The organism is Clostridium sp. JS66 (assembly GCF_033561535.1).
GTDB classification, from domain to species: domain Bacteria; phylum Bacillota; class Clostridia; order Clostridiales; family Clostridiaceae; genus Clostridium_AM; species Clostridium_AM carboxidivorans.
On the sequence record NZ_CP131467.1, the window covers coordinates 239,115 to 264,425 of the forward strand.

At 28.5% G+C, this 25,311-nt stretch carries 25 protein-coding genes, 1 tRNA gene and 1 other annotated feature; of the genes, 14 read left to right on the top strand and 12 right to left on the bottom strand.

The genetic code is table 11. The annotated features are described in order from the left end of the window. Nucleotides 1-21: 21 nt before the first annotated feature. From leuS to Q6H37_RS01195, 6 genes are all read right to left on the bottom strand, one after another. Nucleotides 22-2,460 (bottom strand): leucine--tRNA ligase, encoded by a 2,439-nt coding sequence (gene leuS / locus Q6H37_RS01170; RefSeq protein WP_318738785.1) that lies wholly within the window; start codon nt 2,458-2,460, stop codon nt 22-24. Nucleotides 2,461-2,556: 96 nt separating this feature from the next. After that, nucleotides 2,557-2,764 (bottom strand) — a binding site (T-box leader). A 101-nt stretch (nt 2,765-2,865) separates the two neighbouring features. Next, a tRNA-Gln gene (locus tag Q6H37_RS01175) sits at nt 2,866-2,941 on the bottom strand. Between the two features lie 67 nt (nt 2,942-3,008). Continuing rightward, nucleotides 3,009-3,518 (bottom strand): hypothetical protein, encoded by a 510-nt coding sequence (locus Q6H37_RS01180; protein ID WP_318738786.1) that lies wholly within the window; start codon nt 3,516-3,518, stop codon nt 3,009-3,011. 18 nt (nt 3,519-3,536) lie between these two features. Beyond that, the gene (locus tag Q6H37_RS01185) at nt 3,537-4,130 is read right to left on the bottom strand and encodes a J domain-containing protein (RefSeq protein WP_318738787.1); all 594 of its coding nucleotides are present in this window, start codon (nt 4,128-4,130) and stop codon (nt 3,537-3,539) included. Further along, on the bottom strand, nt 4,114-4,992 hold the full coding sequence (locus tag Q6H37_RS01190) for a DUF5685 family protein (protein ID WP_318738788.1): 879 nt from the start codon (nt 4,990-4,992) through the stop codon (nt 4,114-4,116). Before Q6H37_RS01190 ends, Q6H37_RS01185 begins: the two co-directional genes overlap by 17 nt. A 30-nt stretch (nt 4,993-5,022) precedes the next feature. After that, the gene (locus tag Q6H37_RS01195) at nt 5,023-5,559 is read right to left on the bottom strand and encodes a class IV adenylate cyclase (protein WP_318738789.1); all 537 of its coding nucleotides are present in this window, start codon (nt 5,557-5,559) and stop codon (nt 5,023-5,025) included. A 273-nt stretch (nt 5,560-5,832) separates the two neighbouring features. On the opposite strand from Q6H37_RS01195, the gene Q6H37_RS01200 reads away from it, so the two are divergent. From Q6H37_RS01200 to Q6H37_RS01220, 5 genes are all read left to right on the top strand, one after another. Beyond that, nucleotides 5,833-6,570 (top strand): LytTR family DNA-binding domain-containing protein, encoded by a 738-nt coding sequence (locus Q6H37_RS01200; protein WP_318738790.1) that lies wholly within the window; start codon nt 5,833-5,835, stop codon nt 6,568-6,570. Nucleotides 6,571-6,610: 40 nt separating this feature from the next. Next, nucleotides 6,611-7,867: a sensor histidine kinase gene (locus Q6H37_RS01205; RefSeq protein ID WP_318738791.1), complete on the top strand. Its 1,257-nt coding sequence runs from the start codon at nt 6,611-6,613 to the stop codon at nt 7,865-7,867. A 195-nt stretch (nt 7,868-8,062) separates the two neighbouring features. Further along, entirely contained in the window at nt 8,063-8,977 is a 915-nt protein-coding gene (locus Q6H37_RS01210) for a peptidoglycan-binding protein (protein ID WP_318738792.1), read from the top strand. A gap of 97 nt (nt 8,978-9,074) precedes the next feature. Next, nucleotides 9,075-9,710, top strand: a complete 636-nt coding sequence (locus tag Q6H37_RS01215; protein ID WP_318738793.1) for a hypothetical protein — start codon at nt 9,075-9,077, stop codon at nt 9,708-9,710. 203 nt (nt 9,711-9,913) lie between these two features. Continuing rightward, a complete protein-coding gene (locus Q6H37_RS01220) occupies nt 9,914-10,939 on the top strand; it encodes a branched-chain amino acid aminotransferase (RefSeq protein WP_318738794.1) in 1,026 nt (341 codons plus the stop codon). A 97-nt stretch (nt 10,940-11,036) separates the two neighbouring features. Here Q6H37_RS01220 and Q6H37_RS01225 read toward each other — a convergent pair whose 3' ends face one another. Continuing rightward, entirely contained in the window at nt 11,037-11,654 is a 618-nt protein-coding gene (locus Q6H37_RS01225; protein ID WP_318738795.1) for a hypothetical protein, read from the bottom strand. A gap of 312 nt (nt 11,655-11,966) precedes the next feature. Between Q6H37_RS01225 and Q6H37_RS01230 the strand changes: the two genes are divergently transcribed. Then, nucleotides 11,967-12,464, top strand: coding sequence for a hypothetical protein (locus Q6H37_RS01230; protein WP_318738796.1), 498 nt, complete (start codon nt 11,967-11,969; stop codon nt 12,462-12,464). A gap of 77 nt (nt 12,465-12,541) precedes the next feature. Here the strand turns inward: Q6H37_RS01230 and fba are convergent, their stop codons facing one another. The 3 genes from fba to Q6H37_RS01245 all read right to left on the bottom strand — a co-directional run bounded on the left by fba (nt 12,542) and on the right by Q6H37_RS01245 (nt 14,736). Beyond that, nucleotides 12,542-13,474: a class II fructose-1,6-bisphosphate aldolase gene (gene fba, locus Q6H37_RS01235; protein WP_318738797.1), complete on the bottom strand. Its 933-nt coding sequence runs from the start codon at nt 13,472-13,474 to the stop codon at nt 12,542-12,544. A gap of 194 nt (nt 13,475-13,668) precedes the next feature. Then, nucleotides 13,669-14,049 (bottom strand): DUF4363 family protein, encoded by a 381-nt coding sequence (locus tag Q6H37_RS01240; RefSeq protein WP_318738798.1) that lies wholly within the window; start codon nt 14,047-14,049, stop codon nt 13,669-13,671. Nucleotides 14,050-14,064: 15 nt separating this feature from the next. After that, complete coding sequence (locus Q6H37_RS01245) at nt 14,065-14,736, bottom strand: DUF421 domain-containing protein (RefSeq protein WP_318738799.1); 672 nt, start codon at nt 14,734-14,736, stop codon at nt 14,065-14,067. Between the two features lie 170 nt (nt 14,737-14,906). Between Q6H37_RS01245 and Q6H37_RS01250 the strand changes: the two genes are divergently transcribed. From Q6H37_RS01250 to Q6H37_RS01265, 4 genes are all read left to right on the top strand, one after another. Further along, the gene (locus Q6H37_RS01250; RefSeq protein ID WP_318738800.1) at nt 14,907-16,562 is read left to right on the top strand and encodes a nucleoside kinase; all 1,656 of its coding nucleotides are present in this window, start codon (nt 14,907-14,909) and stop codon (nt 16,560-16,562) included. A 407-nt stretch (nt 16,563-16,969) separates the two neighbouring features. Then, nucleotides 16,970-17,653: an L-serine ammonia-lyase, iron-sulfur-dependent subunit beta gene (gene sdaAB / locus Q6H37_RS01255; protein WP_318738801.1), complete on the top strand. Its 684-nt coding sequence runs from the start codon at nt 16,970-16,972 to the stop codon at nt 17,651-17,653. 4 nt (nt 17,654-17,657) lie between these two features. After that, nucleotides 17,658-18,530, top strand: a complete 873-nt coding sequence (gene sdaAA / locus Q6H37_RS01260) for an L-serine ammonia-lyase, iron-sulfur-dependent, subunit alpha (protein ID WP_318738802.1) — start codon at nt 17,658-17,660, stop codon at nt 18,528-18,530. 157 nt (nt 18,531-18,687) lie between these two features. Beyond that, a complete protein-coding gene (locus tag Q6H37_RS01265) occupies nt 18,688-19,215 on the top strand; it encodes a hypothetical protein (protein ID WP_318738803.1) in 528 nt (175 codons plus the stop codon). Between the two features lie 12 nt (nt 19,216-19,227). Here Q6H37_RS01265 and pssA read toward each other — a convergent pair whose 3' ends face one another. Beyond that, nucleotides 19,228-19,749, bottom strand: coding sequence for a CDP-diacylglycerol--serine O-phosphatidyltransferase (gene pssA, locus Q6H37_RS01270; protein ID WP_318738804.1), 522 nt, complete (start codon nt 19,747-19,749; stop codon nt 19,228-19,230). A gap of 185 nt (nt 19,750-19,934) precedes the next feature. Between pssA and Q6H37_RS01275 the strand changes: the two genes are divergently transcribed. The 4 genes from Q6H37_RS01275 (at nt 19,935) to Q6H37_RS01290 (ending at nt 22,954) form a co-directional block, all read left to right on the top strand. Next, on the top strand, nt 19,935-20,600 hold the full coding sequence (locus tag Q6H37_RS01275; protein WP_318738805.1) for a TVP38/TMEM64 family protein: 666 nt from the start codon (nt 19,935-19,937) through the stop codon (nt 20,598-20,600). Nucleotides 20,601-20,691: 91 nt separating this feature from the next. Then, on the top strand, nt 20,692-21,120 hold the full coding sequence (locus tag Q6H37_RS01280) for a CBS domain-containing protein (RefSeq protein ID WP_318738806.1): 429 nt from the start codon (nt 20,692-20,694) through the stop codon (nt 21,118-21,120). A gap of 180 nt (nt 21,121-21,300) precedes the next feature. Beyond that, complete coding sequence (locus tag Q6H37_RS01285; RefSeq protein WP_318738807.1) at nt 21,301-22,206, top strand: YegS/Rv2252/BmrU family lipid kinase; 906 nt, start codon at nt 21,301-21,303, stop codon at nt 22,204-22,206. Between the two features lie 97 nt (nt 22,207-22,303). Continuing rightward, the gene (locus Q6H37_RS01290; protein WP_318738808.1) at nt 22,304-22,954 is read left to right on the top strand and encodes a hypothetical protein; all 651 of its coding nucleotides are present in this window, start codon (nt 22,304-22,306) and stop codon (nt 22,952-22,954) included. Nucleotides 22,955-23,254: 300 nt separating this feature from the next. On the opposite strand, the gene Q6H37_RS01295 is transcribed toward Q6H37_RS01290, so the two are convergent. Then, entirely contained in the window at nt 23,255-25,189 is a 1,935-nt protein-coding gene (locus Q6H37_RS01295; RefSeq protein ID WP_318742888.1) for a YgiQ family radical SAM protein, read from the bottom strand. Nucleotides 25,190-25,311 lie beyond the last annotated feature (122 nt).

A 25,311-nucleotide genomic window follows, 5' to 3' on the forward strand; every position in this document is an offset into this window, starting at 1 on the left:
AGGGCTATGAGCCCTCCATTATTATTTTGCAACTATATTTACAAGTCTACCCTTAACAACTATAATCTTTTTTAATTCCTTATCTTTAATCAAAGATTTGACTTCATCGTTATTAAGCACAATTTCTTTTATTTCATCATCAGATAGTCCTGTAGCTATATTTATTTTAGCTCTTACTTTTCCGTTAACTTGAATTGCAATTTCTACTTCATCTTTTATTAATGCATTAGAATCAAACTCAGGCCATTTTTCATTAAATATAGAAAAGTTCATACCTGTAAGACTCCATTGTTCTTCTGCAAAATGAGGAGCAAAAGGTGCAAGAAGTTTTATAAAATCAACTATAACATCCTTTAAGAAACCAGCATTTTTTACATCCTCTGATAAATATTTAGAAAGAGCATTTGTATATTCCATAAGTCTTGCTATAGAAGTGTTAAACTGGAATTTACTAGCATCTTCTGATATAGATTTTATAGAAAAATGTCTTACATAGTTTAATGCTTTTTCTGCTTTATCTAATGAAGCTTTATCATTTTGAGAGTTATTAATTACCTCTCTACAAGAAGTCAGGATTCTTTCGATTCTATCTACAAATCTTCCTATGGATTTTATACCATCATCACTCCATGCTCCACCTTCTGAATAGTCAAAGCCAAACATAAGATACATTCTAAATACATCTGAACCAAATTCTTTAATGTAATCATCTGGTGATATAGTATTTCCCTTTGATTTACTCATTTTTAATCCATCTGGTCCAAGGATTAATCCTTGATGTCTTAATGATAGGAAAGGTTCATCAAAGTTTAAATATCCCATATCCCTTAATGCTTTAGTTATAAATCTAGCATATAAAAGGTGCATACATGCATGTTCTGGTCCGCCTACATACATATCTACAGGAAGAAGTCTATTTATTTTTTCAGTATCAAAAGCTTTTTCTGAATTTTTGTTATCAGGATATCTTAAGTAATACCATGAAGAACATACAAAAGTATCTAAAGTATCAGCTTCTCTTTTAGCAGGTCCACCGCACTTAGGGCAAGTTGTATTTACAAATTCAGGTGATTTTGATAAAGGAGATTTTCCATCAGGTGAAAATTCAACATCATATGGAAGTTCAACTGGTAGATTTTCTTCAGGTACAGCTACTGTTCCACATTTTTCGCAATATACTATAGGAATAGGAGCACCCCAATATCTTTGTCTTGAAACTAACCAATCTCTTAATCTGTAGTTAACTTTCCATCCGCCAAGATTTATGCTTTGAAGCTTTTTTACTACAGCTTCTTTACCCTCGTTGGTAGAAAGACCGTTAAATTCTGAGCTGTTAATCATTTTGCCATGTTCAATATATGGAAGAGAATCTCCTCCCTCAATAACTCGTTCTATTGGAAGATTGTATTTTGTAGCAAATGCAAAATCCCTTTCATCATGAGCAGGAACTGCCATAACTGCTCCTGTACCGTATGTGTTTAAAACATAATCAGCAACCCAAATAGGAACCTTTCTTCCATTTATAGGGTTAATGGCATAAGAGCCTGTAAATACTCCGGTTTTTTCTCTTGTGATAGACTGTCTTTCTATATCTGATTGTTTTTTAGCATCTTCTTTATATTTAGCTACTGCCTCTTTATATTCATCAGTAGTAAGACCGTCAACTAGATCATTTTCAGGAGCTAAAACTACATAAGTGACACCAAATAGAGTATCTACCCTAGTTGTAAATACTTTAAATTCAATAGAAGATTTATCTACTTTAAAAATAGCTTCAGCACCTTTTGACTTACCAATCCAATGTCTTTGCATAGCTTTAGTTTTTTCAGGCCAATCTAATTTATCTAAATCTTGAAGTAATTCATCAGCATAATCTGTGATTTTAAGGAACCATTGTGTTAAATTTTTCTTTATAACTTCAGTACCGCATCTTTCACAGGCACCATCAACTACCTGTTCGTTAGCAAGAACTGTATTACAACTAGGACACCAATTTACAGGAGCTTCACTTCTATAAGCTAAGCCTTTTTCATAAAGCTTTAAAAATACCCATTGAGTCCATTTGTAATAGTCTGGTAGACAAGTAATTACTTCATTTTCCCAATTAAACATGGCTCCCATGGCTTTTAATTGTTTTTCCATAGTTTCAATGTTTTTCAAAGTAGAATCTTTTGGGTGTATTCCTGTTTTTATTGCATAATTTTCAGCAGGAAGTCCAAATGCATCAAAACCCATAGGCTGGAATACATTAAATCCTTGCATTCTCTTCATTCTAGCCCAAGAATCTACAGGCCCATAGTTAAACCAATGTCCTGCATGAAGTTTACTTCCTGATGGGTAAGAGAACATTTCAAGAGTATAAAGTTTTTCACCTGGATTATTTTCATCGAATTTATAAATTCCGGACTCTTCCCAATTTTTTTGCCATTTTTCATCAATGTTAGTACCATAGTTACCCATGTTATCGCTCCTTTTCATACTTTTATCTGTTAGCTTTACTAATTTATAGTATTATTCTTGACAATATTTAAATAAAATAAAAGGCCCTCGTCTACTTTAAGAGACGAAAGGCCAAAATTCCGCGGTACCACTCTAATTAAACCTTATAAAGGTTTCACTCAAAAATATAACGGTTTTAACCGTATCTATCTTTTCAATAGATAAGCTCTAAGGTGAGTTCATATTTTATCAACGCTGCTTTGCACCGATTTAACAGCTCTCTTCTGAAGATATAAATATTACTAGTCCTCTTCAAAGCTTTATAATTAACTTATTGTAAATTTTATAATAATAGAAACATTTTGTCAAGGATTATTATTTAAAATCATAAATAAAGAAGAATCCTTAAAATTAAGGATTCTTTAATGGCTGCCCATGCTGGACTCGAACCAACACAATGCCTGCTCCAGAGGCAGGTGCCTTACCATTTGGCTAATGGGCAATATTTTTATCAACATTAAACATTATATCAGATATGACAAATATGTCAACAACATTGAAAAAGTTTTTTAAAAATTAAACTTTTTGTTTATTACATTTATAAATAGTGTTAAGACATAATCATATATTAAAAATGCAAATTGAGCACCTATGATTATGAAGTATATGGATATATTTAATTTTAATACATTAGGAAAGAAAAGCTTATAAATAATAAGCATAGAGAACATAACAATATTAAAGAAAACTAACTTTAATAAAAGCTCTAGGTAAATTTTTCTCATTTTTTCAACGTAATACTTTATAGTACCATATAAGCCAAAGAATATTATATAAAGTATAACTGGAATTTTAAAACCACATATAAGTAATGAAAGAGCTGAAGTGGCAGCGTATATAATTAGTGCATTTTTAACATTTGTTGTAATTACGGACAGTGGGATAATACAAGAAGCTATTGCTAGTAAATAAAGTTTATTTACAGGTAATAATGTACTTAAATATATACAAATAACTCCAAAGGCTGTAAAAAGGCCTCCTTTAGATATATAAGAAGCTTTAGTATTTTTACTATCCATACAAATACACTCCTAACTTTAACAGCAGCTTATAAGATCTCCACCACTACATTCACAGCAGCAGTCAAGGCAATATAAGGTAGCACATATATCACACAAACCAGTATCTTTTCTTCTATTATTATAATAAGGCTCCCTGTAAGAATTATTCATATTATTTAACCTATTAAAAGCTTCCCTATACTTCATATTTCCAGGATTTAAATTACAAGCCATGCTTAAATTATTGTAAGCATCATTATACCAGCCTTTTTGAAGATTAAGTAAACCCATTAAATAATTCCATTCAGCATCTCTTGTAGTAATACTGTTTAGTTTTCGTTCTGCTGAAGAAAAGTTACCATTTCTAATGTCCATTTCAATTGATTGATATGAAGAATTATTATTATAACCTCCTTGGTTATTGTTAGAATAAGAAGCATCAGGAGTATTTTTCATTAAATAATCATAAGCTTCGTTTAATTCTCTCATTTTATCTTCAGCTAAATCTTTTAAAGGATTATTGCCATATTGATCAGGATGATATTTTTTTGCTAATTCTCTATAAGCTTTTTTTATTTCATCTTTTGTGGCAGATTCTTTTATTCCTAACACTTCATAGGGATTTCTCATTTTTATCAGCACTCCTTTTAAACACTTTATCCATTTTTTCTAAAAGTCCATATTGCAAAATATTATATAACAAGTCTTCATTTTTTTTTAGCTTCAGCTTATTTAAAAAAGAAATACATTGAGAAGCACAGGTACCTAAAATGAAGTCTATTCTTTGTTCCACTTGTTTAGAAAACTCATTAAATGGAAGATTATCATTATTAAAACAAGCATTTATAGCATTAAACTTGTTTTTACTCATATCATCTTCTAAATCGTCAAAGGCATCTATAATATAAATCCATTTTCCAAGGTTATAGCCTAACCAATATAATGTATCTTTATTACCATCATTCTTATAAGAACTTAAAATAAATCCTGTAAGTTCTGCAAAATGGTGTGCCAAAGAATCTATTGAGGCATTCTTAGCATTAGATTCATAATTATATAGCTCAATTAATATATTCTCTATATATTTAATATGATCCTCTAAAATTACAGGAGTTTTTTTTAAATACCTTTTGAAGAGCATTGAAAAAATTTTTCCTTTAATAGAGTTATCATCATTTACATTATCTAAAAATTTATAATAAGTCAAAATTGTATTACAAAAAGCAGCATAATGTAAACAAGGGTTGTTTTTAATAACAGCTTTACCTTTAAAGGCATGGACACTGCACTTTTCTTTTTCATAAATAGGAGTTGTATCATTTAATGAATCTAAAAGTATAGCCAAGAAAGTCATATCATAATTAAGTGCCATTCTTGGAATATTACCTATATTATTTTTTATGGATTTACACAAACCACAATAATAAGCCTTAAACTTTTCATAGTCTTTTATTTTAAGCTCCATTTTACACGGAGTAACGTAACCAAACATATTAAAAATTCTCCAATTCTAAGATTGATATTAAAGTCCTCTCTCTTCTAGTATTTTAAATATAGTTTTTGAGGTAGTATCTTTCATAGTATAACCAAGTAATATAACTACTTCTTCTAATTCTTTATCATCAGATGTTTCTATTTCTATATAAGGAAAAGGACAGAAACTCTTGTCGTTTATATCAATTTCTACTAGAGTATTTTTATATTTATAACTTTCTCTATATTTTTTTATTGATTGAATAAGCTCTAATCCTAGTGACTTGAATATTTTTTCACCAGAGTCAGCATCTAGTATTTCAGTTTCATTTTCTTCCATTATTTTATATGTTCCTTGGCTTAATAACTTTTTTGTAGTCATGTAATAATGATTTGAGTTATCAAGCAAATCGTGAACTATTCTTATTCTTGCATATCCCTTGTTATTTATCAATGTTTTATCATGAAAATCATATATGTTATTTATTTGATTTTCTTCTTTTACTTTAACAGCATTAATATTTTGAAGTTTTTCTCTTATATCTTCAACGTCTATATCAATTAGTCTTGTTTCAAATTCGTTCATATAAAAACTCCTTGTAAAATAATACTTTTAATTTGAATTATAACATAAATTTTTAGTTAAATGGTAAACGTGTTTGTTAATATATTGAGAAATATAAATATAAACTTAATTATATAGCTATATTTTATACTTTTTTAGACATTTAATAATATATTTTACGACATGATTTTTGCAGAATATGTAAATAATTACATTGAAAATAAAATTAATATACAATAAAATGTATTCATAACCATATTTAATCATATTTTGTAATTTGAAGGGGGGATTCAAGTGTTAAGTGTGCTGATTGTAGAAGATGATCACATCCAAAGAAAAAATCTTGTAAAAATGATATGTGAAGCAGATAAGAATTTAGACATATATGAAGCTGAATCTATGGAAGAAGCATTAAATATATCAAAGGGAAACTATATTAACTTTTTTTATATAGATATTTTTCTAAAAGATTCATCAGGTTTAGATTTGGCGTCAGAATTAAGAAAAATGGAGATATATAAGTTTACTTGGATAATATTTATAACTACTCATGTTAAATATATGATTCAAGCATTTAAAGAAATTCATTGCTATGATTATATAATTAAGCCTTATAGAAAAGAGGAGATAATTGAAACAACAAGATTCCTTATTTCAGGAAAATATAAGTATAATATTAAAGAAGATAAGAATAAATGTGTAGTTTTTGTTCTGCAAAATAGTGTTAGTGTAAAGTTAAATATAGATGAAATTTTTTTTATTGAAGTTAATTTAAGAAAGGTTACTTTACATACTAAAAAAGGAAAATACCAACCTAAAAAAATGTCTTTAGCAAAAGTTTTAACCATTATTAATGCTGATTACATATTACAGAGTCATAAATCGTTTGCAGTAAATGTGAAGCTTATAGACAAAGTAGAATCTATATCGTCAAAGTTGTGGAAGGTAAGCTTTGCAAATTATGAAGAGAATGCTCTTTTAAGTTATAAGTTTAAGGATACTGTTACAGAAGTTTTAGAGAAAAACATTTAATAAGTGTAAAAGTTAAGTGTTTAATATTAGGAGATAACAAATGGAAATAGTTCAAATGTTTATTGTTACATTTTTTCAAATAAGTTGTTTTATGATTTTATGGTGTAAATTTAGTTTAAATAAGGATAAAAAAGTATTAAATAATTTATGTATAATAGTTTTTTATTCAGTTATACAAACTATTGTTAGTTCCTTATTTACCTATTATGGAATAATCATTAGTTATGTAATTCTTGTACTTCTGATTTGTTTTTTTTATGGCAAAAGTTTCATAGAAGCTTCGGTAGAAATTTGTATATATTCCATAGTAATAATTATTTTACAGCTAACTACAATATATGTACTGAAAATTTTTGTTGAAAATTTTGATTATACATTTTTTGTATTCAAACTAGGTGTACAGGCAATTATATTGTTGTTTAGTATAATAGTAAGTTATTATGGACCCAATAAAAAAATATATAATATTACAGAAATAAGCTCCAGAATAGTATACTATATTGTGTTGAATTTTGTTGGGTACATATTAATTTTTAAAATAATATGGCAATACAATAAGAGCTTAATATTAAATAATATGATAATATTTATTACTATGTTTGCAGTAGTAGTTAGTTTGAATTTTTTCCTGTGCTACTATATTGCCAAAGTAAGCGAAGAGAAAAAGATTATAGAGATGCATGAAAAGTATGATCCTATTGTTGAAAATATTATAGAAGAAATAAGGGCTAAACAACATGATTTTAAGAATTATTTAAATACCATAAATGGAATAATTCAGGTTTCTAAAGAAGAGGAATTAAAGTCTGTTTTATTGAAATATATAAAAAGTGTAAATTACTCTATTAAACGTATTGATGATATTATGTATATAGATAATTCTATAGTAAGAGCTATAATATATAGCAAGTGCTGTGAGGCTGAAAAAAAGCATATAAACTTTTCATATTATATAAATAATGATTTGTTTAAGTGGAAGTTAAAGGAATATGAGCTTTCAGATATATTAAACAATATTTTGAATAATGCTTTTGAAGCTGTTATTGATTATTCAGATAAAAGTGTTATACTAAAGATATTTAAAGATGAGAATAAAAATATTATAGAAATTAAAAATAGTGCAATTTCATTAGCCATACCTAGTGTTAATGAAATATTTAATAGAGGATTTTCCAATAAAACTGAAAAAAATCGAGGATATGGATTATATAATATAAAGAAAATACTTCAATGCAATGGTGGTAATATTGAACTATCATTTGATAATTATTATGTATGTTTCAAAATATCAATTTAAAATATAAGTGCATGAAAGTGAAAAAAACGAACATAAAAAGATTTTACAATGAAAAAGTCTTTTTATGTTCGTTTTTTTTCTTTTCAAGCAAATTGTATTGAACTATGCAAAATTATGTATAAAATAAATGATGAATATGGTTACATTATGTATAATTTTATAATTCTTAATTGTAAAACATGGGGGGAGACAATTTTGAAGAATAGGAATCAAGTAATGATAGTGTTATCGTTAGCAATGGGGATAACTTTAAGTAGTACAAGACAGGTACATGCTCAAAATTTATCAGTTAAAACTGTTAAGGCGCAAAACCAGATCATTATAGATAAGAATTTTAGTAAAGTAGTTAAATTTGGTGATAGAGGAGATATTGTAAAGCAAATTCAAAAGGCATTAAATCTATATATTGGAGCTGGCCTTGCAGAAGATGAAATATATGGTGAAGGTACAAAAGAGGCTGTGCAAAACTTACAAAAGAAGTTACACATAACTGAAGATGGAATATTTGGACCTGCAACTGCAAAAGGATTATTAACATATGGTAGTAAATCTTCAGTAGATGAGAATGATGGATTTACTCCAGTAGCTAAAGATATTCAAAATCAAATTATAGATTTGGGATATAACATAAAAGCAAATGGAGATTTAAATAGCATTGATACAGTAGAAGCTGTAAAGGAAATACAAGAAGAAAATAACATAAAAATAACGGGAAAAGTTGATAAAGTATTTATAAATAAAATACAAGAAAAAATTAAGATACAATCAGAAGAAATGAAAAATTTTAAATCAGATACTAACTATTATATATTGGTTAACTCTAGTGATCATGTATGCATAATTTATGAGAGAACACAACATTTGTGGAAACAAATTAGGACCTTTAATATTATGTCATATAGTAACCTAGAAAAAGGAACTTATAAGGTAGGAATTAAAGGCGAAAAACTTTCTTTAAATTATATAGATGTAAGTTATTTTACACAAATAAATGGGTTAGATATATTTTATTATGCTAAAGAAAATGTAGGTTTTGGATTAAGAATTTCCAAGGAAGATGCAGAATTTATAAATAAAATTCCAACAAAAACAACTATAAAAGTATTTTAGCAGTTCAAAAGTTTGTTATTAAAAGTTATTTCTCAAAATAACTTTAAGCGGGTATAAAACAATTACCGTAAAATATTAAAGCAAAGGAGAAGATATTATGAATTTTAATTCTTTAATAAACGCATATAATGCTTTCAATAGCCATTCGTTAAATAAAATAAATTTAAACATTAAAAAAATTCCACAACAGGAATCACTTCTTGGAGCGTTAGATGGAAGTAATTGTATTTTACTAAGAAATCATTATGAAGTTACTTATGAAATTGAAAATAAAAAAGAGCAAGTTAAACATAACATTACAGTCCCATTAGAACTTGCAATAGAAGGATTTGAATTCAGCAAATTAATGTGTAATCAATTAAATATAAGAATACGAATACACAGCATTATATCATCAACTTGTCATTCACTTATAGATATGTATAATAAAGGAGTTTCAGGGTGGATACACTACTTATCAAATTGGAACCAAAATAAGTATTTAAGTGTATATAAATCTTATGATGAAGCTATTAAATCAAAAGATAGGTTTATTCATAGTTTAAAGGCTAAATTAAAAGAATATTTACAGCGATATTATCCATCGGAATTGAGTAAAATTAATGAATTAAATCTACAATTAGATGATGTTAATAAAACAATTAGTACTATTATTGAAAAAAACTATTTAACTATAAATACAGATATTTATGCAGGAAATACAGAAATGCTGTATGATTATGATTTTAGGTAGGATGCAAGTACTGTCTCAAACACAGTAGCAACAATTATTTGGAAAAAGTTGAGTGTCTAATCCTTTATTTCAGTAGGGTTTATTTGATATGCATAAGTTGTATGAATTATTAAAAATTTAAATATTTATATAATATTGAGGAATAATAATAAAGTCTTATGAAAATTATGTATATTTATTAATTCTACTTGGAGGTGCTTTTAATGAGCAAAGAAGTAAATATTGATTGGGCAAGCTTGGGATTTAATTATATTAAAACAGATTTACGATATATATCAAGGTGGAAGGATGGAAAATGGGATGAAGGACAGTTAGTTCAAGATAATATGCTTAGTATAAATGAATCTTCTACAGCTCTTCACTATGGTCAGCAATGTTTTGAAGGATTAAAGGCTTATCGTACAAAAAATGGAAAAATACAATTATTTAGACCAGACAGGAATGCGAAACGTATGCAAGATAGTTGCAGACGTATTTTAATGCCAGAGGTATCTGTAGAAAAATTTATAGATGCATGCATTAAAGTTGTTAAAGCAAATGAACAGTATGTACCACCATACGAAACTGGTGCAACTCTTTATCTAAGACCTTTCGTAATAGGGGTAGGAGATAATATTGGTGTTAAACCAGCACCAGAATTTATATTCTCTGTATTTTGCATACCTGTAGGACCTTATTTTAAAGGAGGAATGGTTCCTGTAAACTTTAATGTATCAGAATATGATAGAGCTGCACCATATGGTACAGGTGCAGCAAAAGTTGGAGGCAACTATGCAGGGAGTCTTTATCCACATGAATTAGCAGTGAAAAATGGTTTTGCAGATTGTATTTATCTTGATCCGGTAACTCATACTAAGATAGAAGAAGTTGGAGCAGCTAACTTTTTTGGAATAACAAAAGATAATAAATTTGTTACTCCAAAATCACCATCAATTCTTCCCAGTATAACCAAGTATTCATTACTGCATATTGCAAAAGAATGTTTGAAGATGGAAGTAGAAGAAAGAGATGTTTTAATTGATAACTTAGATGAATTTAAAGAAGCTGGTGCCTGTGGAACTGCTGCAGTAATAACTCCAATTGGTGGAATAGAGTATAAAGGAAATTTGCATGTATTTCATAGTGAAAAAGAAGTAGGACCTGTAACTAAAAAACTTTATGATACGCTTTATGGAATTCAATTTGGAGATATAGAAGCTCCAGAAGGTTGGATTGTAGAAGTTAAATAATATTACAGATACTGCTTAAGCCATCATTTGATGATACTTCAATCTTTTAGTAAAAGATTAAAGTATCATCAAATGATGGCTTAATGTAATACAAAAATCAATTTTTATTTGATATTCCTGTATTAGAAGATAAAAAATTAGAACTAATGTCATTTCGTAAAATCTCTTTTAGTATTTTTTCAGTTATGGAATTAATACTGTTTTTGAAATCATTTTCTATAATAATATCAGCATTATGTATTACTTCACTTGCAGACTTCTTTATAATATTGTTTTGTGAGTTTTTCATCATTATAAAGATTCCAGGGTTAACAACAGTACGTAGACTATTGGATTCACAAATTATTAAGGCATTCCTAGGAACTTGTGATATAAATTCTTCAATGGCAGGTTTAATATGTGTTTTTAAACATTTAAGCCAATAGACTTTTTCAGCGCCTGACGATAATAGGAGAGAAGTATCTTTGTTAGCACTTACGTTAGTTTCTTCTAACAGTTCAAAGTTTCCCTTCATATTAGAACAAGTTCCACAACCTTCCCCGCCTCTAGGGCATTTGCTGTTTTTTTGTTGTATGGTGGTTATCTTTAATCCGATAATGGGAGATCTATTTTTTAATTGTTTAATTAGTTCAGTAGCAATAGCTGTTTTGCCACTGTTTCGACTTGATGAACCAATCAAGATCATTTGAGGAATACGTAATAAATCTTTCTCCATTTAGTTTGTTTCCTTTCTATATTTTGTATATAGCATTTATATATTAATTCCTATTATACGATATTTATTTGTGATTTATCAAATCGTTTAAATAATTGTTTTTAACGGGATTTTATCATTATTAGTAATGTTGTTGATTTTAATGAGTATCAATTTGGAATTATCTTGGGGATATCTAATAGTAGTATCTTTACTGTTTTGAAACCAGAAAAAGATAACACAAAGAATCAAATACCATAAGTTAGTAAAGTGTGTTACAATATTATCATAAGTTTTATGTAGTATTTTTTAATGATGGATAGGAGGTAATTAATGAATAATTATTATAAGCAATTAGTTACTACTTATAAAACAGTTCAATATAAATCCTTATCATCAGTTACATTTGTAGGACTTATATTAGCATTAATTATGGTTGTAACATATCAGATGATTCCAGCAGTGGTGTTAGTAGTAGTATCCTTTGGGACTGCATATTTTAAAAGGTATTTATATGTTGAATATGAATATGAATTTAATAAAGAAGAAATAAATATACATAAAATAATCGGCAGGGTTAAGAGAAAAAAATGCATAAGTTTTAATGTAAAGGATATAGAAATTTTAGCAGCACAAAATAGCAAGTCTTTAAAGGCTATTAATAATTTACCTAAAAAGAAGATGAAGCTTTATCCTTCTACTTCCAGAGAGTTAATTTATTCAGCAATATTGAAATACAATGAGGAAAGAATTCAAGTAAGATTTGTGCCAGATAATAAGTTCATAGATCTATGCTATAAGCACAATCCTAATTCTGTTAAAAAGAATTAGTAAGTTTTTGCATTATGTTTTGTAAATAAAAATTCCTTAAAGAAGGATTAAGTCCTTCTTTAAGGAATTTTTGAGTATTATTTTAAAGAATCAGTTGAACCAAGTACATCAGAAATTTTGTTTTCAACAACCTTTTGAATATAATCTCTTCCAGCTCCACAATATTTTCTTGGATCGAATTCCTTTGGATTATCTCCAAAAGTTTTTCTTATAGCGGCAGTCATTGCTAATCTTAAGTCAGTATCCATATTGATTTTACATACAGCCATAGAAGATGCTTTTCTAAGCATGTCTACAGGAATACCTTTAGCACCAGCTATATTTCCACCATATTTATTACAAGTTGCAACAGCTTCTGGATCAACAGCTGAAGCTCCATGAAGAACTATTGGGAAATTTGGTAATTTTTCTTGTATTTTTTCTAATATATCAAATCTTAGTTTAGGTTTAAAATCTAGTGGGAATTTGAAAGCACCATGTGAAGTTCCAATAGCTATAGCTAAAGAATCAACACCTGTTCTGTTAACGAAATCTACAGCTTGATCTGGATCAGTATATATATGTTCAGCAGCGACAACATCATCTTCTACACCTGCTAAAACTCCAAGTTCAGCTTCTACAACAACGCCTTTAGAATGTGCGTAATCAACAACCTCTTTTGTTTTTGCTACATTTTCTTCATATTCATAGTGTGAACCATCAAACATAACTGAAGTAAATCCAGCATCAATAACTTCTTTTACAGTTTTAAAATCTGGACCGTGATCTAGATGTAAAGCAATATCAATTCCAGTTTCTTCTATAGCAGCATCTACCATAGCTTTTAAATATTTTGCACCAGCGTATTTTATTGCTCCTGCAGAGCATTGAAGAATAACAGCTGAGTTTTTAGCTTTTGCACCTCTAACAACACCTTGGATTATTTCCATATTGTTAATGTTGAAAGCACCTATTGCGTATTTGCCTTCATAAGCTTTTTTGAACATCTCCTTAGTAGTAACTAATGCCATTTTGTATTCCACCTTCCAAACTTTTAATATTTTAATGATATATGAATGAGAAAACATTCATATTCTTTAATAGCTGAATCTTTAAAAAAATAGGGACAAATTAAGGCCCAGTGGGACTCGATTGTTATGTATACATTATAATCGATTGAGTTTATATTTTCCATAGTTTAATTATAAATTATTTTGAGAGATTTTTAAAATATATTTTGCATATTTACTTTTTCCATGTTAAGTATATGTTTAAGTAAAAATTTTATTACGTGGTTAGAAGCTAAAGCTTCATCCTCACTGTGGCATTTAGTGTATTGGGTAAGTTTCCATATTTCATTGTTAATATTATCTATTTCAGAATGGTTTACAAAAATAGAAATTTTACGGGTGCAATTATCCCAGTTATCTAAGAGCTTTAAGGATTTATTATAAGCTTCATCCCAAGAGTTAGATTCTATAGATTTTTCTATTTGGATGTTAAGAGTATCTAATTTACCACAAGTTTGATTTAAATAATTTATTGAAAATACTAATGACAAAAACATACCAATAAAAATTATTAGAGCAGCAAATAAATTCCGCATTTAACCACATCCCTTTTATACCTTTTTTTGATAATAAAAACTACCTTGAGAATCTATAAGAGCTATAAAAACTTCTTTAGGAGAATTTATATTAAATCTCTTTAGTTTCTCATTAAGCCAATTTTCATCTTTATTTAGTATTTTTAAATTATCATGATTTATGCTTCCATCTAAAATTAAAGTAACAGGAATTGTATCTTGTTTAAATGGTACTTTTAAATCACCTTTGGTAGCAGGAGCAAGGTTAGTTTTAGGTATAATAGATAGTTGGCCGCTGGTTTCAAGAATGGCGAAGTGTATATCATCCAAATTAAAATGACCTTGAAGTCTAAGTTCTTCCATTAGATCATTTATATTAAATTGTTGACGTCTTAACTCCTTAATATCTATTTTTCCGTTATTTATTAAAATACTTGGCTTACCATTCAGAAGAAGCCTAACTTTTTCGCTTTTAAGTTCAAGTACAGACAAGATTGTTTGAATTAGTAATAACGTAATAATTGCTATAACTCCATGTATAATTGGTATTCTAGTATCTTGCATAGGAAAAGAAGCTAATTCGGAAATCATTATAGTAATAGCAAGTTCAAAAGGCTGCAATTCTCCTAGTTGCTTTTTACCCATTAAACGCATAGATATAATAACCAAAAAATACAATATAGCTGTTCTGATAAGTACAGTAAACATTTAAATACCTCCATTAGAGTTAGATTTTGTTTAGTTTTAAAGTTAAAATTAAAATTTTTTGAACTCATAATATATTTTCTGTATAATATAAAAAAATATAACTGAATTTGAACATTTTTAATAAAATGACGTATAATAATAGTACACAAAAAAATGGGGGGGCATGTAATATGTCTAAGTTAAAAGTTAAAATAAATAATAAAGAATTATTTATAGAAAAAGGAACAACTTTATATGATGTGATTAAAAAAAGTAGTTATGAACAAAATATTCCTATAGTACTTGGAAAAATAAATGGAGAATATTGTGAACTTACATCAACCATAGAAGAAAATTCGGAAATAGAAGCTGTGAATATTACTGACAAGTTGGGAAGCAAAACATTTATAAGAACTTTGCAATTTATTCTTATTAAATCTGTTTTTGATTTGTTTCCTGAAGCTCAAATAACTATAGAACATTCTTTGAGTAAAGGTTTATTTGGAGAAATTCATAAAAATACCCCATTGACCGAAGAGGACATTCAGAAAATAAAGATAAGAATGAATGAAATAATACAAAAAAATATTCAGATAAAAAAGGTAAGCATGGATAGAAAAAAAGCTATAGAAATATTTTCTATGTATAAAATGGAGGATAAGGTAAGGTTACTTAATCATGTAAATACAGCTACTGTTAAACTTTATGAACTAGATGGAAGATATGACTATTTTTATGGGTCCATGGCTTATTCCACAGGTATAATAAATGTATTTGATCTAAAATATTATAAACCAGGTTTTTTACTTAAGTATCCAATAGAAACAGATCCTTTTAATATACCTAGATCAGCAGAATATAAAAAGTTAAGTAAAATATTTCGTGAAACAGAACAATGGGGAAATATATTAGGTGTAGGTGATGTTGGATCGTTAAATGACAAAGTTGAAGACAATGAAATTATAGACATAATAAGAGTAGCAGAAGCACTTCATGAAAAAAAGATAGCTTATATAGCTGATATGATAAGTGAGAGAAAAAATGTAAAAATAGTATTAATAGCAGGCCCATCTTCTTCTGGTAAAACTACATTTGCTAGAAGGCTTGGAATACAACTTAGAGTTAATGGACTTATACCAATTCCTATATCACTAGATGATTATTTTGTGGATAGAGAACATACTCCTAAAGATGAAAATGGAGAGTATGATTTTGAATCTATATATGCCTTGGATTTAGAATTGTTCAATAAAAATCTAGAGCAGTTGCTTAATTATGAAGAAATAGAAATACCTTCTTTTAATTTCAAAACAGGAAGTAGAGAATGGACAAATCAGAAAATTAAACTTCCTAACAATGGAGTGTTAATAATAGAAGGAATACATGGTTTAAATGAAATGCTTACTAGTGTTATACCTAAAGAAAATAAGTTTAAAATATATATAAGTGCACTTACACAATTAAATGTAGATAATCACAATAGAATAGCAACTACAGATGTGAGAATTATAAGAAGAATAGTAAGAGATTATCTTTCAAGAGGATATGGTGGAGAAGATACTTTAAAAATGTGGCCTTCAATAAAGCGCGGAGAAGAAAAAAATATATTTGTATTTCAAGAGAATGCAGATGTTATGTTCAATTCTACTTTAGTGTATGAACTATGTGTGTTGAAGCAGTATGCGTTAAAGGAACTAGAAAAGATAAGTTCTAAGAGTCCTGTTTATTATGAAGCTTTAAGATTAAAAAGTTTCCTTCACTTTTTTAAGAGTGTAGACATGGAATTAGTACCAGATAACTCCATACTAAGAGAATTTATAGGTGGAAGTTGTTTTTATAAATATTGATATGAAAGTTCAATAACCAATAATTGGTATATTTGAATTACTATTGAAACAATTTTTGTTGTTTTAGTATATGAGAAGAGAACTTTAGCAGAGTTCTCTTTTTGTGTACAGCGAATTTTGAATTTTATATAAAAGTCGGAAAAATAGAATAATTTAATTCAATGATTAACTTTTAATAAAGTAATAAAGAATTTTTCCATTTAAATTTTATTAATTTATACAAAAAAACTTTCAAAAAATATATAAAAAAAATAAAAATTATTGTATAATTAAGTTGTGATAAATTTATTATCGCTGTGATAGATTTATTATCGTCATGATAAATTTATTATTGCCGTGATAAATTTATTATTATGGTTAGTTTTATGATTTTATAGAAATAATTAAATGGAAGGTTGTGCTATAAAATGAGAGAATACAGTGCTTTTGATATTTTAGGACCTATAATGATAGGACCATCAAGTTCGCATACTGCAGGAGCAGCAAGATTAGGAAAGGTTGCAAAGACTATAGCTGATGGTAAGATTAAGAAAGTGAAATTTTTCCTGCATGGATCTTTTGCGAGCACATATAAAGGACATGGTACTGATAAAGCTTTAGTAGCAGGAATATTAGGAATGAATCCATGGGATGAAGGATTAAAAACTTCTATGGATAAAGCAAAAGAAAAAGGTATAGAAATAGAATTCATACCAACAGACCTTGGTGATGATGTACATCCTAATACAGTTAAATTTGAAATAACAAGAACTGATGGTAAGGTAGTAGAGGTAATAGGTTCATCAATAGGTGGAGGAAATATAGTAATAACAGGAATAGATGGAGAAAATATAGAGTTTACAGGAGCATACCCTACTATATTAATAAATCATGTAGATTTACCAGGAATGGTTGCTAGAGTAAGCGCAGTATTGTATTATTACAGAATAAATATTGCTTTTATGAGAGTGTATAGAAGCGGTAAAGGATCAGCTGCAGCAATGGTATTTGAAGTAGATGATGTTATATCTCAAGAGTTAATAGATGAAATAAGAAAAATACCTAATATAAAAAATGCAAGAGCTATAAATCCTATAAAGGAGGAGAAATAGAACTATGGTTAATTATGGATACGAACTTATAGAAGTATGTAAAGAAAAAAAATTAAGTATATGGGAATATACTGCTCAAGAAGAAGCAAAAGCCACTAATCTTACAATTGAAGAAGTTTTTGAAAAAATGAGAAAAAATTTAGTTGTAATGCAGAATTCAGCTGAATATGGATTGAAAAATGAAGTAAAATCAGTAAGTGGTCTTATAGGTGGAGATGCTTATAAATTAGATAAGTATTCACAGTCCGGGAAAACGTTAACAGGGGATTTTATGGTTAAGGCAATGGCAAGAGCCCTTTCTTGTTCAGAAGTAAATGCAGCTATGGGAAAAATAGTAGCAGCACCTACAGCAGGTTCTTGTGGAATAATGCCAGCAGTTATAATAAGTGCTGGAGAAAAGTTGAATAAAACTGAAGATGAATTAGTTAAAGCTCTATTTACAGCTACAGGAGTAGGTATAATAATAGCTAAAAATGCTACTATGGCAGGCGCAGAAGGTGGATGTCAAGCAGAATGTGGATCAGCAGCAGCCATGGCTTCAGCAGCAGTAGTAGAAATGATGGGTGGAACTCCAGAACAGGCATTAAATGCATCAGCTATAGTAATAAAAAATATATTAGGATTAGTATGCGATCCTATAGCCGGATTAGTAGAAGTACCTTGTGCAAAAAGAAATGCTTCAGGTACAGTTAGTGCATTAACTACAGCAGATATGGTTATGGGAGGAGTTTATAGTAAAATACCTTTTGATGATACAGTATCAGCTATGTATAAGGTAGGAAAACAACTTCCTTGTGCGTTAAGGGAAACAGCACTTGGAGGATTAGCAGTAACAGAAACAGGCTTAAAGTTGAAAAAACAAGTGCTTGGAGAATAACATTATATTAGTTTAATTTTAAGAGAATTAGATTTTAAGTCTAATTCTCTTTTTAATGTTTTGTATTTTATAGATATTAAGTTTTAATAATTTGAATTAATTTAAGTAAAGTACAATATATTAGTATTGGTATCAAATTTTACGTGGTGGAGTATTTATGACGTGTAGAAAAGTTATGGAAGATTATTATAACGATATAAATAACTTATCTGATTTTCTAGCCAAATTGGTTAATTCATACAGGCTTATAGTAGGAGGAGCAGGAGAACTAAATGGCATAGCACTAGCACATAAGAAGGATGTAAAAAAGGCTATAAAAACATCAAATGATCTTCTAAAAGTAATAAATGAAGTCATATGTATGTTAGAAAAGACAAGTTGTGGATATATGGATTATTGTCAATTAAGAGCACAAATAACGGAATCTAGGATGCAGGTTCAGTATATACAAACAGAAATTGATAATGAATTAAAATTGCAAAATTCTCAAGGGGATACTCCAAATAGTGAAAAAGATACTATCATTAATGACAGGGATCTTCCTAATGATGAGAAAGATGATTCTAATAATGAAAATGATGATAGTAATAGAGAAAAAGATATACAAGATGGTAAAAAAGCTATTGATAGTAATGAAAAAGATTCTAGTAATAATGAAAATAATGATAATGGAAAAGAGGTGTGAAAATCACACCTCTTAAAATTTCTTAAATCTGTGTTTACATACCATAAGGTAAGATAAAGCTATCATCAATATAATTGTAACGCCAACTGGTGCCATATAATTCATTGTAATTAAACAATAAATAGCCATAAACATACCTGCAAAAGTTATAGGTATACCGAAAAATTGTCCATCAAATTCAGTAACGTTAAATCTAGCAAGTCTATAAGCACCAGCTATAGGTAATAGTAATACTAAAGAATATCCTAAAAGTCCAAAGTTAGTTAAACCATAAAGGTTAAATGCAAGGATAGAAGGTGCTACTCCAAAAGAAACTAAGTCTGCAAGAGAATCTAGTTCTTTTCCTAAGGTGCTAGATACATTTAGAAATCTTGCTACTCTTCCGTCATATCTATCAGCTAGACATGCAAGTAGTACAAAAATACCAGCCCACTTGAAATTTTCTTGGAAAGTCATCATTAAGGACATTACACCGCAACCTAAGTTAGCAAATGTAAAAATGTTAGGTACCGCACTTTTAGCTATTTTAGCCATCATAATCACTCCTAATAATATAATAATGTTAAATTGAACATAAAATCAAATTACATATTAGAACTATTATAACTCATTTTTCTAAAATATTTAAGTGCATATTTGAGATTTTTGGTGGAAAAATTATAAATTTTTTGTTAAAATAGACTTACAAAAGAATTAAAAGTAGAGAGTTGAGGATCTTAATGAAAAAAAATAAAAAAAAGATATTGCAGTATTTCATTGGAGCACTATTAATTATTGTATTTGTGTATTTTATGATGAAGTATGGAAAAAGATTGACTCACTTAAGGATAAAACATGTTAGACATTATATTTTAAGCTATGGTAAATTTGCTTCTGTAGCTTTTGTAATACTATATTCCTTAAAGCCTGTAGCTCTAATTGTTCCAGTCTCACTTTTATCCATTGTAGCAGGAAATGTTTTTGGGCCTTACAAAGCACTTTTACTCAGCATGATAGGTTGTTTTACATCAGGTACTTTAGCTTTTTTCCTAGCAAGATTTTTAGGTAGATCTTTTGTGGATAAACTTTTAAAAGGTAAAGCCATGAAATTAGATTCAAGTATTGAAAAACATGGAACTGCAATAATGTGCATAATGAGATTATCATTCATATTTCCATATGATCCATTAAGTTATGCAGCAGGACTTACTAAAATGAAATATAGAAGTTTTATTATAGGAACTATGATAGGCGTTTTTCCGGAAATGGTTTCTTATTCATTTATAGGAAAGAGTTTGGAACATCCCTTTTCAATTAAGTTTTTTATTCCGATAATATTCATAGTAGTTGTGGCAGTAACTGCATTAGGCATATATAAGTCGTCAAAAAAGACAAAAAGTTTATAAAAGCATTTTTTCTATAAATTTACGCTTATATTCAAGGAAATATAGGGACACAATAGTTTTACAGTGTAAATTTTGAAGAGAGGTGTTTTTGATGAAAGTTCAAGACATTATGACTAAATGTGTTGTTAGCTTAAATGCCGAAGATAATGTTGAAAGAGCAGCACAACTTATGAGAAAACATAATATAGGCGCAATTCCTGTATGTAATGGAGACAAAGTTATAGGAATAGTTACAGATAGGGATATAGCTATAAGGTCTGCAGCTGAAGGACAGAATTCCGAAAAGCAAACAGTTAGAGAAATCATGTCCTCAAATCCAGTTGTAGGTGACCCTAGTATGGATATTGAAGATGCATCTAGAATTATGAGTGAAAGACAAATAAGAAGATTGCCTATAATAGAATCTAATAATCTAGTTGGAGTAGTATCCTTGGGAGATATAGCTGTCCAGCCTAATCTTCAAGAAGAAGCAGAAGAAGCACTTAGTAATATTTCTGAACATACTGCACCAGAAATTTAAAATTTAATAATTTATGAATAAATCCACAAGATTCTTTCATAATCTTGTGGATTTATTATATAAGGTGTTATAATGTAGTAGATAATCATAAAATTAGGACTTTTTAATGAATATATTATATTTTATGATTTAAATATTAGTTTAAGTAATAAGGCTTATTAAAAATAGGAGAGTTTTTGTATGAAAAAAGTAAAGTTTATATATAATCCGTATTCAGGAGAGAATACCATAATAAGTGGTATTGACAAGGTTATAAAAGTGCATCAAAAATATGGATATGAGGTTGTACCTTTCAGAATTAGTTTTGAATATAGTATAAGCGAAGCTTTTAAAGGTATAAATAAAACTTATAAATATATTTTAATAGCTGGTGGAGATGGAACCATTGACGAAGCTGTAAATGAGATGAAAAAGCTAGACTTGAATATCCCTATAGCAATACTTCCAGTGGGTACTGCTAATGATTTTGCAAAATTTATTGGGGCTCCTGAGGATATAGAAGCAGCTTGTGAACAAATATTGAACAGTAAACCTAAAAAATTGGATTTAGGAAAAATAAATGACAAGTATTTTTTGAATGTGGCAAGCACAGGACTTTTTACAGATGTATCCCAAAGAACAGATGTGAATTTAAAAAATACAATAGGTAAACTTGCTTATTATATCAAGGCATTAGAGCAGTTACCTAGTCTTAGAAAACTTAAAATAAAAGTGTCATCTGAAAATGATGTGTTTGATGATTATATGTATTTGATGTTAATATTTAACGGACAGACTGCTGGAAATTTAAAGTTTGCATATAAAGCAGAAGTGGACGACGGAATGTTGGATGTAATAATAATAAAAGCAGGAATGATAAAGGACATGATATCGCTTTTTATAAAAATGTTTAAGGGTGAACATTTAGAAGGTACAGAAGGACTTGTGTATTTTAAATCTAATAGAATAGAGATAGAATGTTATGAAGATATAGTAACGGATATAGATGGAGAAAGAGGACCAGATTTTCCATTAGTTATAGAATGTATAAAAGGTGGAATAGAAGTTTTAGGGACAAATATACCTGAGAAAATGCTTTTAAGTTAAATATATGAATCATATATTTACTTAAAAGCATTTTTTAGTAATATAAATTTAAATTTTATAATAAATATAAGATAGTAGTAATGTATCAGGAGGTAGTATGTTAAAATTCTATATCTATATTTCTTTGCTACTTATTATAATAATACTTTTATTTAAATGCTTTTATTTAGATTTATATTCACCTAAAAAGGTTAAAACAATAGCATTAATCACCATATTGGTTATGGGTTTAAGATATGCTGCACTTTTAATATTATTTTTGGTTAGTAACATAAAATATCTTTATTTACTAAAACCTTTATTTTTTATGAATCTAATTGGTGTTCCCTTAATAATTTTGATTGTACTGTATATATTTATGAAGGGACATATTATAAATTTTTCTTGTATTTTTATAGCATTAGGAATATCGATAATATTGTATGTTTCTATTATGTTAAAATGTACATGCTTTCTTCAAAACTCCAGTAATATTGGTTATACTATGATATTTGCGCAAGATACTTATATATATTGGGTGTATATTGGAATAAATACTATAACATTATTTTTGGCTATAAGTTTTATTAATAAAACTTATATAAATAGAATAGGGATGAGTATAGTAATTTTAGCTTCAATTGCAACTATAATAGAATATATAGTATGGATAGCTGGAATTGTTTTGATTGCGGAGAATATTATAGGAGATATGTTATGGATAATAGCGCTAATATATGCTTTAAATAGGGTGAAAAAGAAAGCTTAAAAAATATTGCGAAACAATATTTTCGAGAGGACAGAGGACAGTTAAGGTAAGTTTTTTCCCTTACGTCAGAAAACTAATTTATTTTTAAAGCTTGTTTTGCTAACACAAAACAAGCTTTAAATTTATATAAATTAGTAATATTTCACTTTAATGAAACGAGTAATTGAAAATTTAATTAAAGATTTTTCGTAGTGCAACGGAGAAAAATCACCCTTCACTGTCCTCTGTCCTTTGTCAATTGTCCTCTGAAAAAGTTGCATCGCATTATGCTCAAAAGGTGAAAGCTAAAATAATATCAGTTTATTTCTTAAACTTACTTTTAAATGATTTTTTAGATGCTTTATTTAAATTTCCAACTTTACTTTTATGTTTATAAGAACTTTCATTTTTTGATTTAGCGGCAGTAGATGAATTATTATGAAAAGTTCTTTTTTTAGGTGCTGTTTCGTGAATAAGGCAATTGGAACTATTTCCTATCAAATCTTCACGATGGGCTTTAATTAAAGCTTCTTTCACAAGATTATAGTTTTCAGGAACAGAAAATTGAAGTAAGGCTCGCTGCATACTTTTTTCCTTTTGTTCCTTAGGAACATAAACTTTTTCATTAGTTAAAGGATTAATACCTGTGTAATACATTGTAGTTGATAGACTTCCTGGTGTAGGATAAAAATCTTGAACTTGTTCAGGAATATATCCCATATTTTTAATGTATAAAGCCAATTCTATGGCAGCATTTAAATCACTACCAGGATGACTAGACATAAGATAAGGTACTAAATATTGTTTTTTATTTAATTTTTTATTTATTTCAAAATATTTTTTAGAAAATCTATCATATACTTTACTGCTAGGTTTCCCCATTTGTTTAAGGACCTTATCGCTTATGTGCTCTGGTGCTACCTTAAGCTGACCACTTATATGATGTTTGCAGAGTTCTTCAAAAAAAGCGGTATTCTTATCATAAATAAGATAATCATATCTTATTCCAGAACGTATAAAAACTTTTTTAATTCCAGGAATTTCCCTCATTTGTTTTAAAAGATTTAAGTATTCCCTATGATCAACTATTAGGTTTTTACAAGGATTAGGTGAAAGACATAACCTATTTTTACAAACTCCTCGGGTTTCTTGAACTTTACATGCTTTATGTCTAAAGTTTGCAGTAGGTCCACCTACATCATGTATATAGCCTTTAAAATCATCTAGTGTAGTTAAAAGTTTTGCTTCATCTAAAACAGAGTTTTGGCTTCTAGCTTGAATAGTCCTTCCTTGATGGAAAGTAAGAGCACAGAAGGAACAAGCTCCAAAACAACCTCTATGGCTAGTAATAGAAAACTTAACTTCCTTTATAGCAGGGATACCACCTTCAGATTCATATATAGGGTGATATGTTCTAGTATAAGGAAGGTTATATACTATATCCATTTCCTCTTCAGTTAGAGTGAATTGAGGAGGATTTTGAACAATATAGTGATCCCCATGCTTTTGAACTAAGGTTTTTCCGCTTATAGCATCCTGTTCATAGTATTCTGTTTTATAAGCTTCTGCATAGCTCTTTTTATCATTAGATACTTCTTCAAAAGAAGGAAGCTCTATAAAATCATTTAAATTATCTATTTCTTTGCATGAATGTAATGTTCCTCTTACATTTGTTAGCTTATTAATTTCCATGCCATATTTAAGAAGGTTAGCTATTTGGACTACAGTTTTTTCACCCATTCCATACATTAAAAGATCTGCTTTAGAATCAACTAATATACTTCTTCTTACTTTATTATCCCAGTAATCATAGTGAGCAAATCTTCTTAAACTTGCCTCGATGCCGCCAATCATAATTGGTACATTTTTATAAGCTTCTCTAGCTTTGTTACAATATACAATAAGAGCTCTATCAGGTCTGTTACCGCTTTTTCCACCTGGAGAATATAAGTCATCATGACGCTTTTTCTTTGATGCGGTATAATGATTTACCATTGAGTCTATATTACCAGAGTTTACAAGAAAGCCGAACTTAGGTTTTCCAAGACGTTTAAAATCTTCGACATTATTCCAATCGGGTTGGGCTATGATTCCAACAGTGAAACCTTCACTTTCCAATACTCTAGATATTATAGCTGTACCAAAAGAAGGGTGATCTACATAAGCATCACCTGTAATTATTATAAAATCTAGTTGGTCTATATTACGTTTTTTCATATCTTCTTTACTAATAGGTAAAAATTCTTTATTTATTATCATTTAAATGCTCCATTCAGTTACAATTTTTCTAAATCCTATATTAGCATAACCAGAATAAAATATGAATATGAAATTAAAAATACTTCTATTGATTTTTGTACAAATGGATGTTTTTACAG

Coding starts and splice junctions, on each gene's coding strand:
- leuS (WP_318738785.1), bottom strand. CDS start 2,460: ATGGGTAACTATGGTACTAACATTGATGAAAAATGGCAAAAAAATTGG.
- Q6H37_RS01180 (WP_318738786.1), bottom strand. CDS start 3,518: ATGGATAGTAAAAATACTAAAGCTTCTTATATATCTAAAGGAGGCCTT.
- Q6H37_RS01185 (WP_318738787.1), bottom strand. CDS start 4,130: ATGAGAAATCCCTATGAAGTGTTAGGAATAAAAGAATCTGCCACAAAA.
- Q6H37_RS01190 (WP_318738788.1), bottom strand. CDS start 4,992: ATGTTTGGTTACGTTACTCCGTGTAAAATGGAGCTTAAAATAAAAGAC.
- Q6H37_RS01195 (WP_318738789.1), bottom strand. CDS start 5,559: ATGAACGAATTTGAAACAAGACTAATTGATATAGACGTTGAAGATATA.
- Q6H37_RS01205 (WP_318738791.1), top strand. CDS start 6,611: ATGGAAATAGTTCAAATGTTTATTGTTACATTTTTTCAAATAAGTTGT.
- Q6H37_RS01215 (WP_318738793.1), top strand. CDS start 9,075: ATGAATTTTAATTCTTTAATAAACGCATATAATGCTTTCAATAGCCAT.
- Q6H37_RS01220 (WP_318738794.1), top strand. CDS start 9,914: ATGAGCAAAGAAGTAAATATTGATTGGGCAAGCTTGGGATTTAATTAT.
- Q6H37_RS01225 (WP_318738795.1), bottom strand. CDS start 11,654: ATGGAGAAAGATTTATTACGTATTCCTCAAATGATCTTGATTGGTTCA.
- Q6H37_RS01230 (WP_318738796.1), top strand. CDS start 11,967: ATGAATAATTATTATAAGCAATTAGTTACTACTTATAAAACAGTTCAA.
- fba (WP_318738797.1), bottom strand. CDS start 13,474: ATGGCATTAGTTACTACTAAGGAGATGTTCAAAAAAGCTTATGAAGGC.
- Q6H37_RS01240 (WP_318738798.1), bottom strand. CDS start 14,049: ATGCGGAATTTATTTGCTGCTCTAATAATTTTTATTGGTATGTTTTTG.
- Q6H37_RS01245 (WP_318738799.1), bottom strand. CDS start 14,736: ATGTTTACTGTACTTATCAGAACAGCTATATTGTATTTTTTGGTTATT.
- Q6H37_RS01250 (WP_318738800.1), top strand. CDS start 14,907: ATGTCTAAGTTAAAAGTTAAAATAAATAATAAAGAATTATTTATAGAA.
- sdaAB (WP_318738801.1), top strand. CDS start 16,970: ATGAGAGAATACAGTGCTTTTGATATTTTAGGACCTATAATGATAGGA.
- sdaAA (WP_318738802.1), top strand. CDS start 17,658: ATGGTTAATTATGGATACGAACTTATAGAAGTATGTAAAGAAAAAAAA.
- Q6H37_RS01265 (WP_318738803.1), top strand. CDS start 18,688: ATGACGTGTAGAAAAGTTATGGAAGATTATTATAACGATATAAATAAC.
- pssA (WP_318738804.1), bottom strand. CDS start 19,749: ATGGCTAAAATAGCTAAAAGTGCGGTACCTAACATTTTTACATTTGCT.
- Q6H37_RS01275 (WP_318738805.1), top strand. CDS start 19,935: ATGAAAAAAAATAAAAAAAAGATATTGCAGTATTTCATTGGAGCACTA.
- Q6H37_RS01280 (WP_318738806.1), top strand. CDS start 20,692: ATGAAAGTTCAAGACATTATGACTAAATGTGTTGTTAGCTTAAATGCC.
- Q6H37_RS01285 (WP_318738807.1), top strand. CDS start 21,301: ATGAAAAAAGTAAAGTTTATATATAATCCGTATTCAGGAGAGAATACC.
- Q6H37_RS01290 (WP_318738808.1), top strand. CDS start 22,304: ATGTTAAAATTCTATATCTATATTTCTTTGCTACTTATTATAATAATA.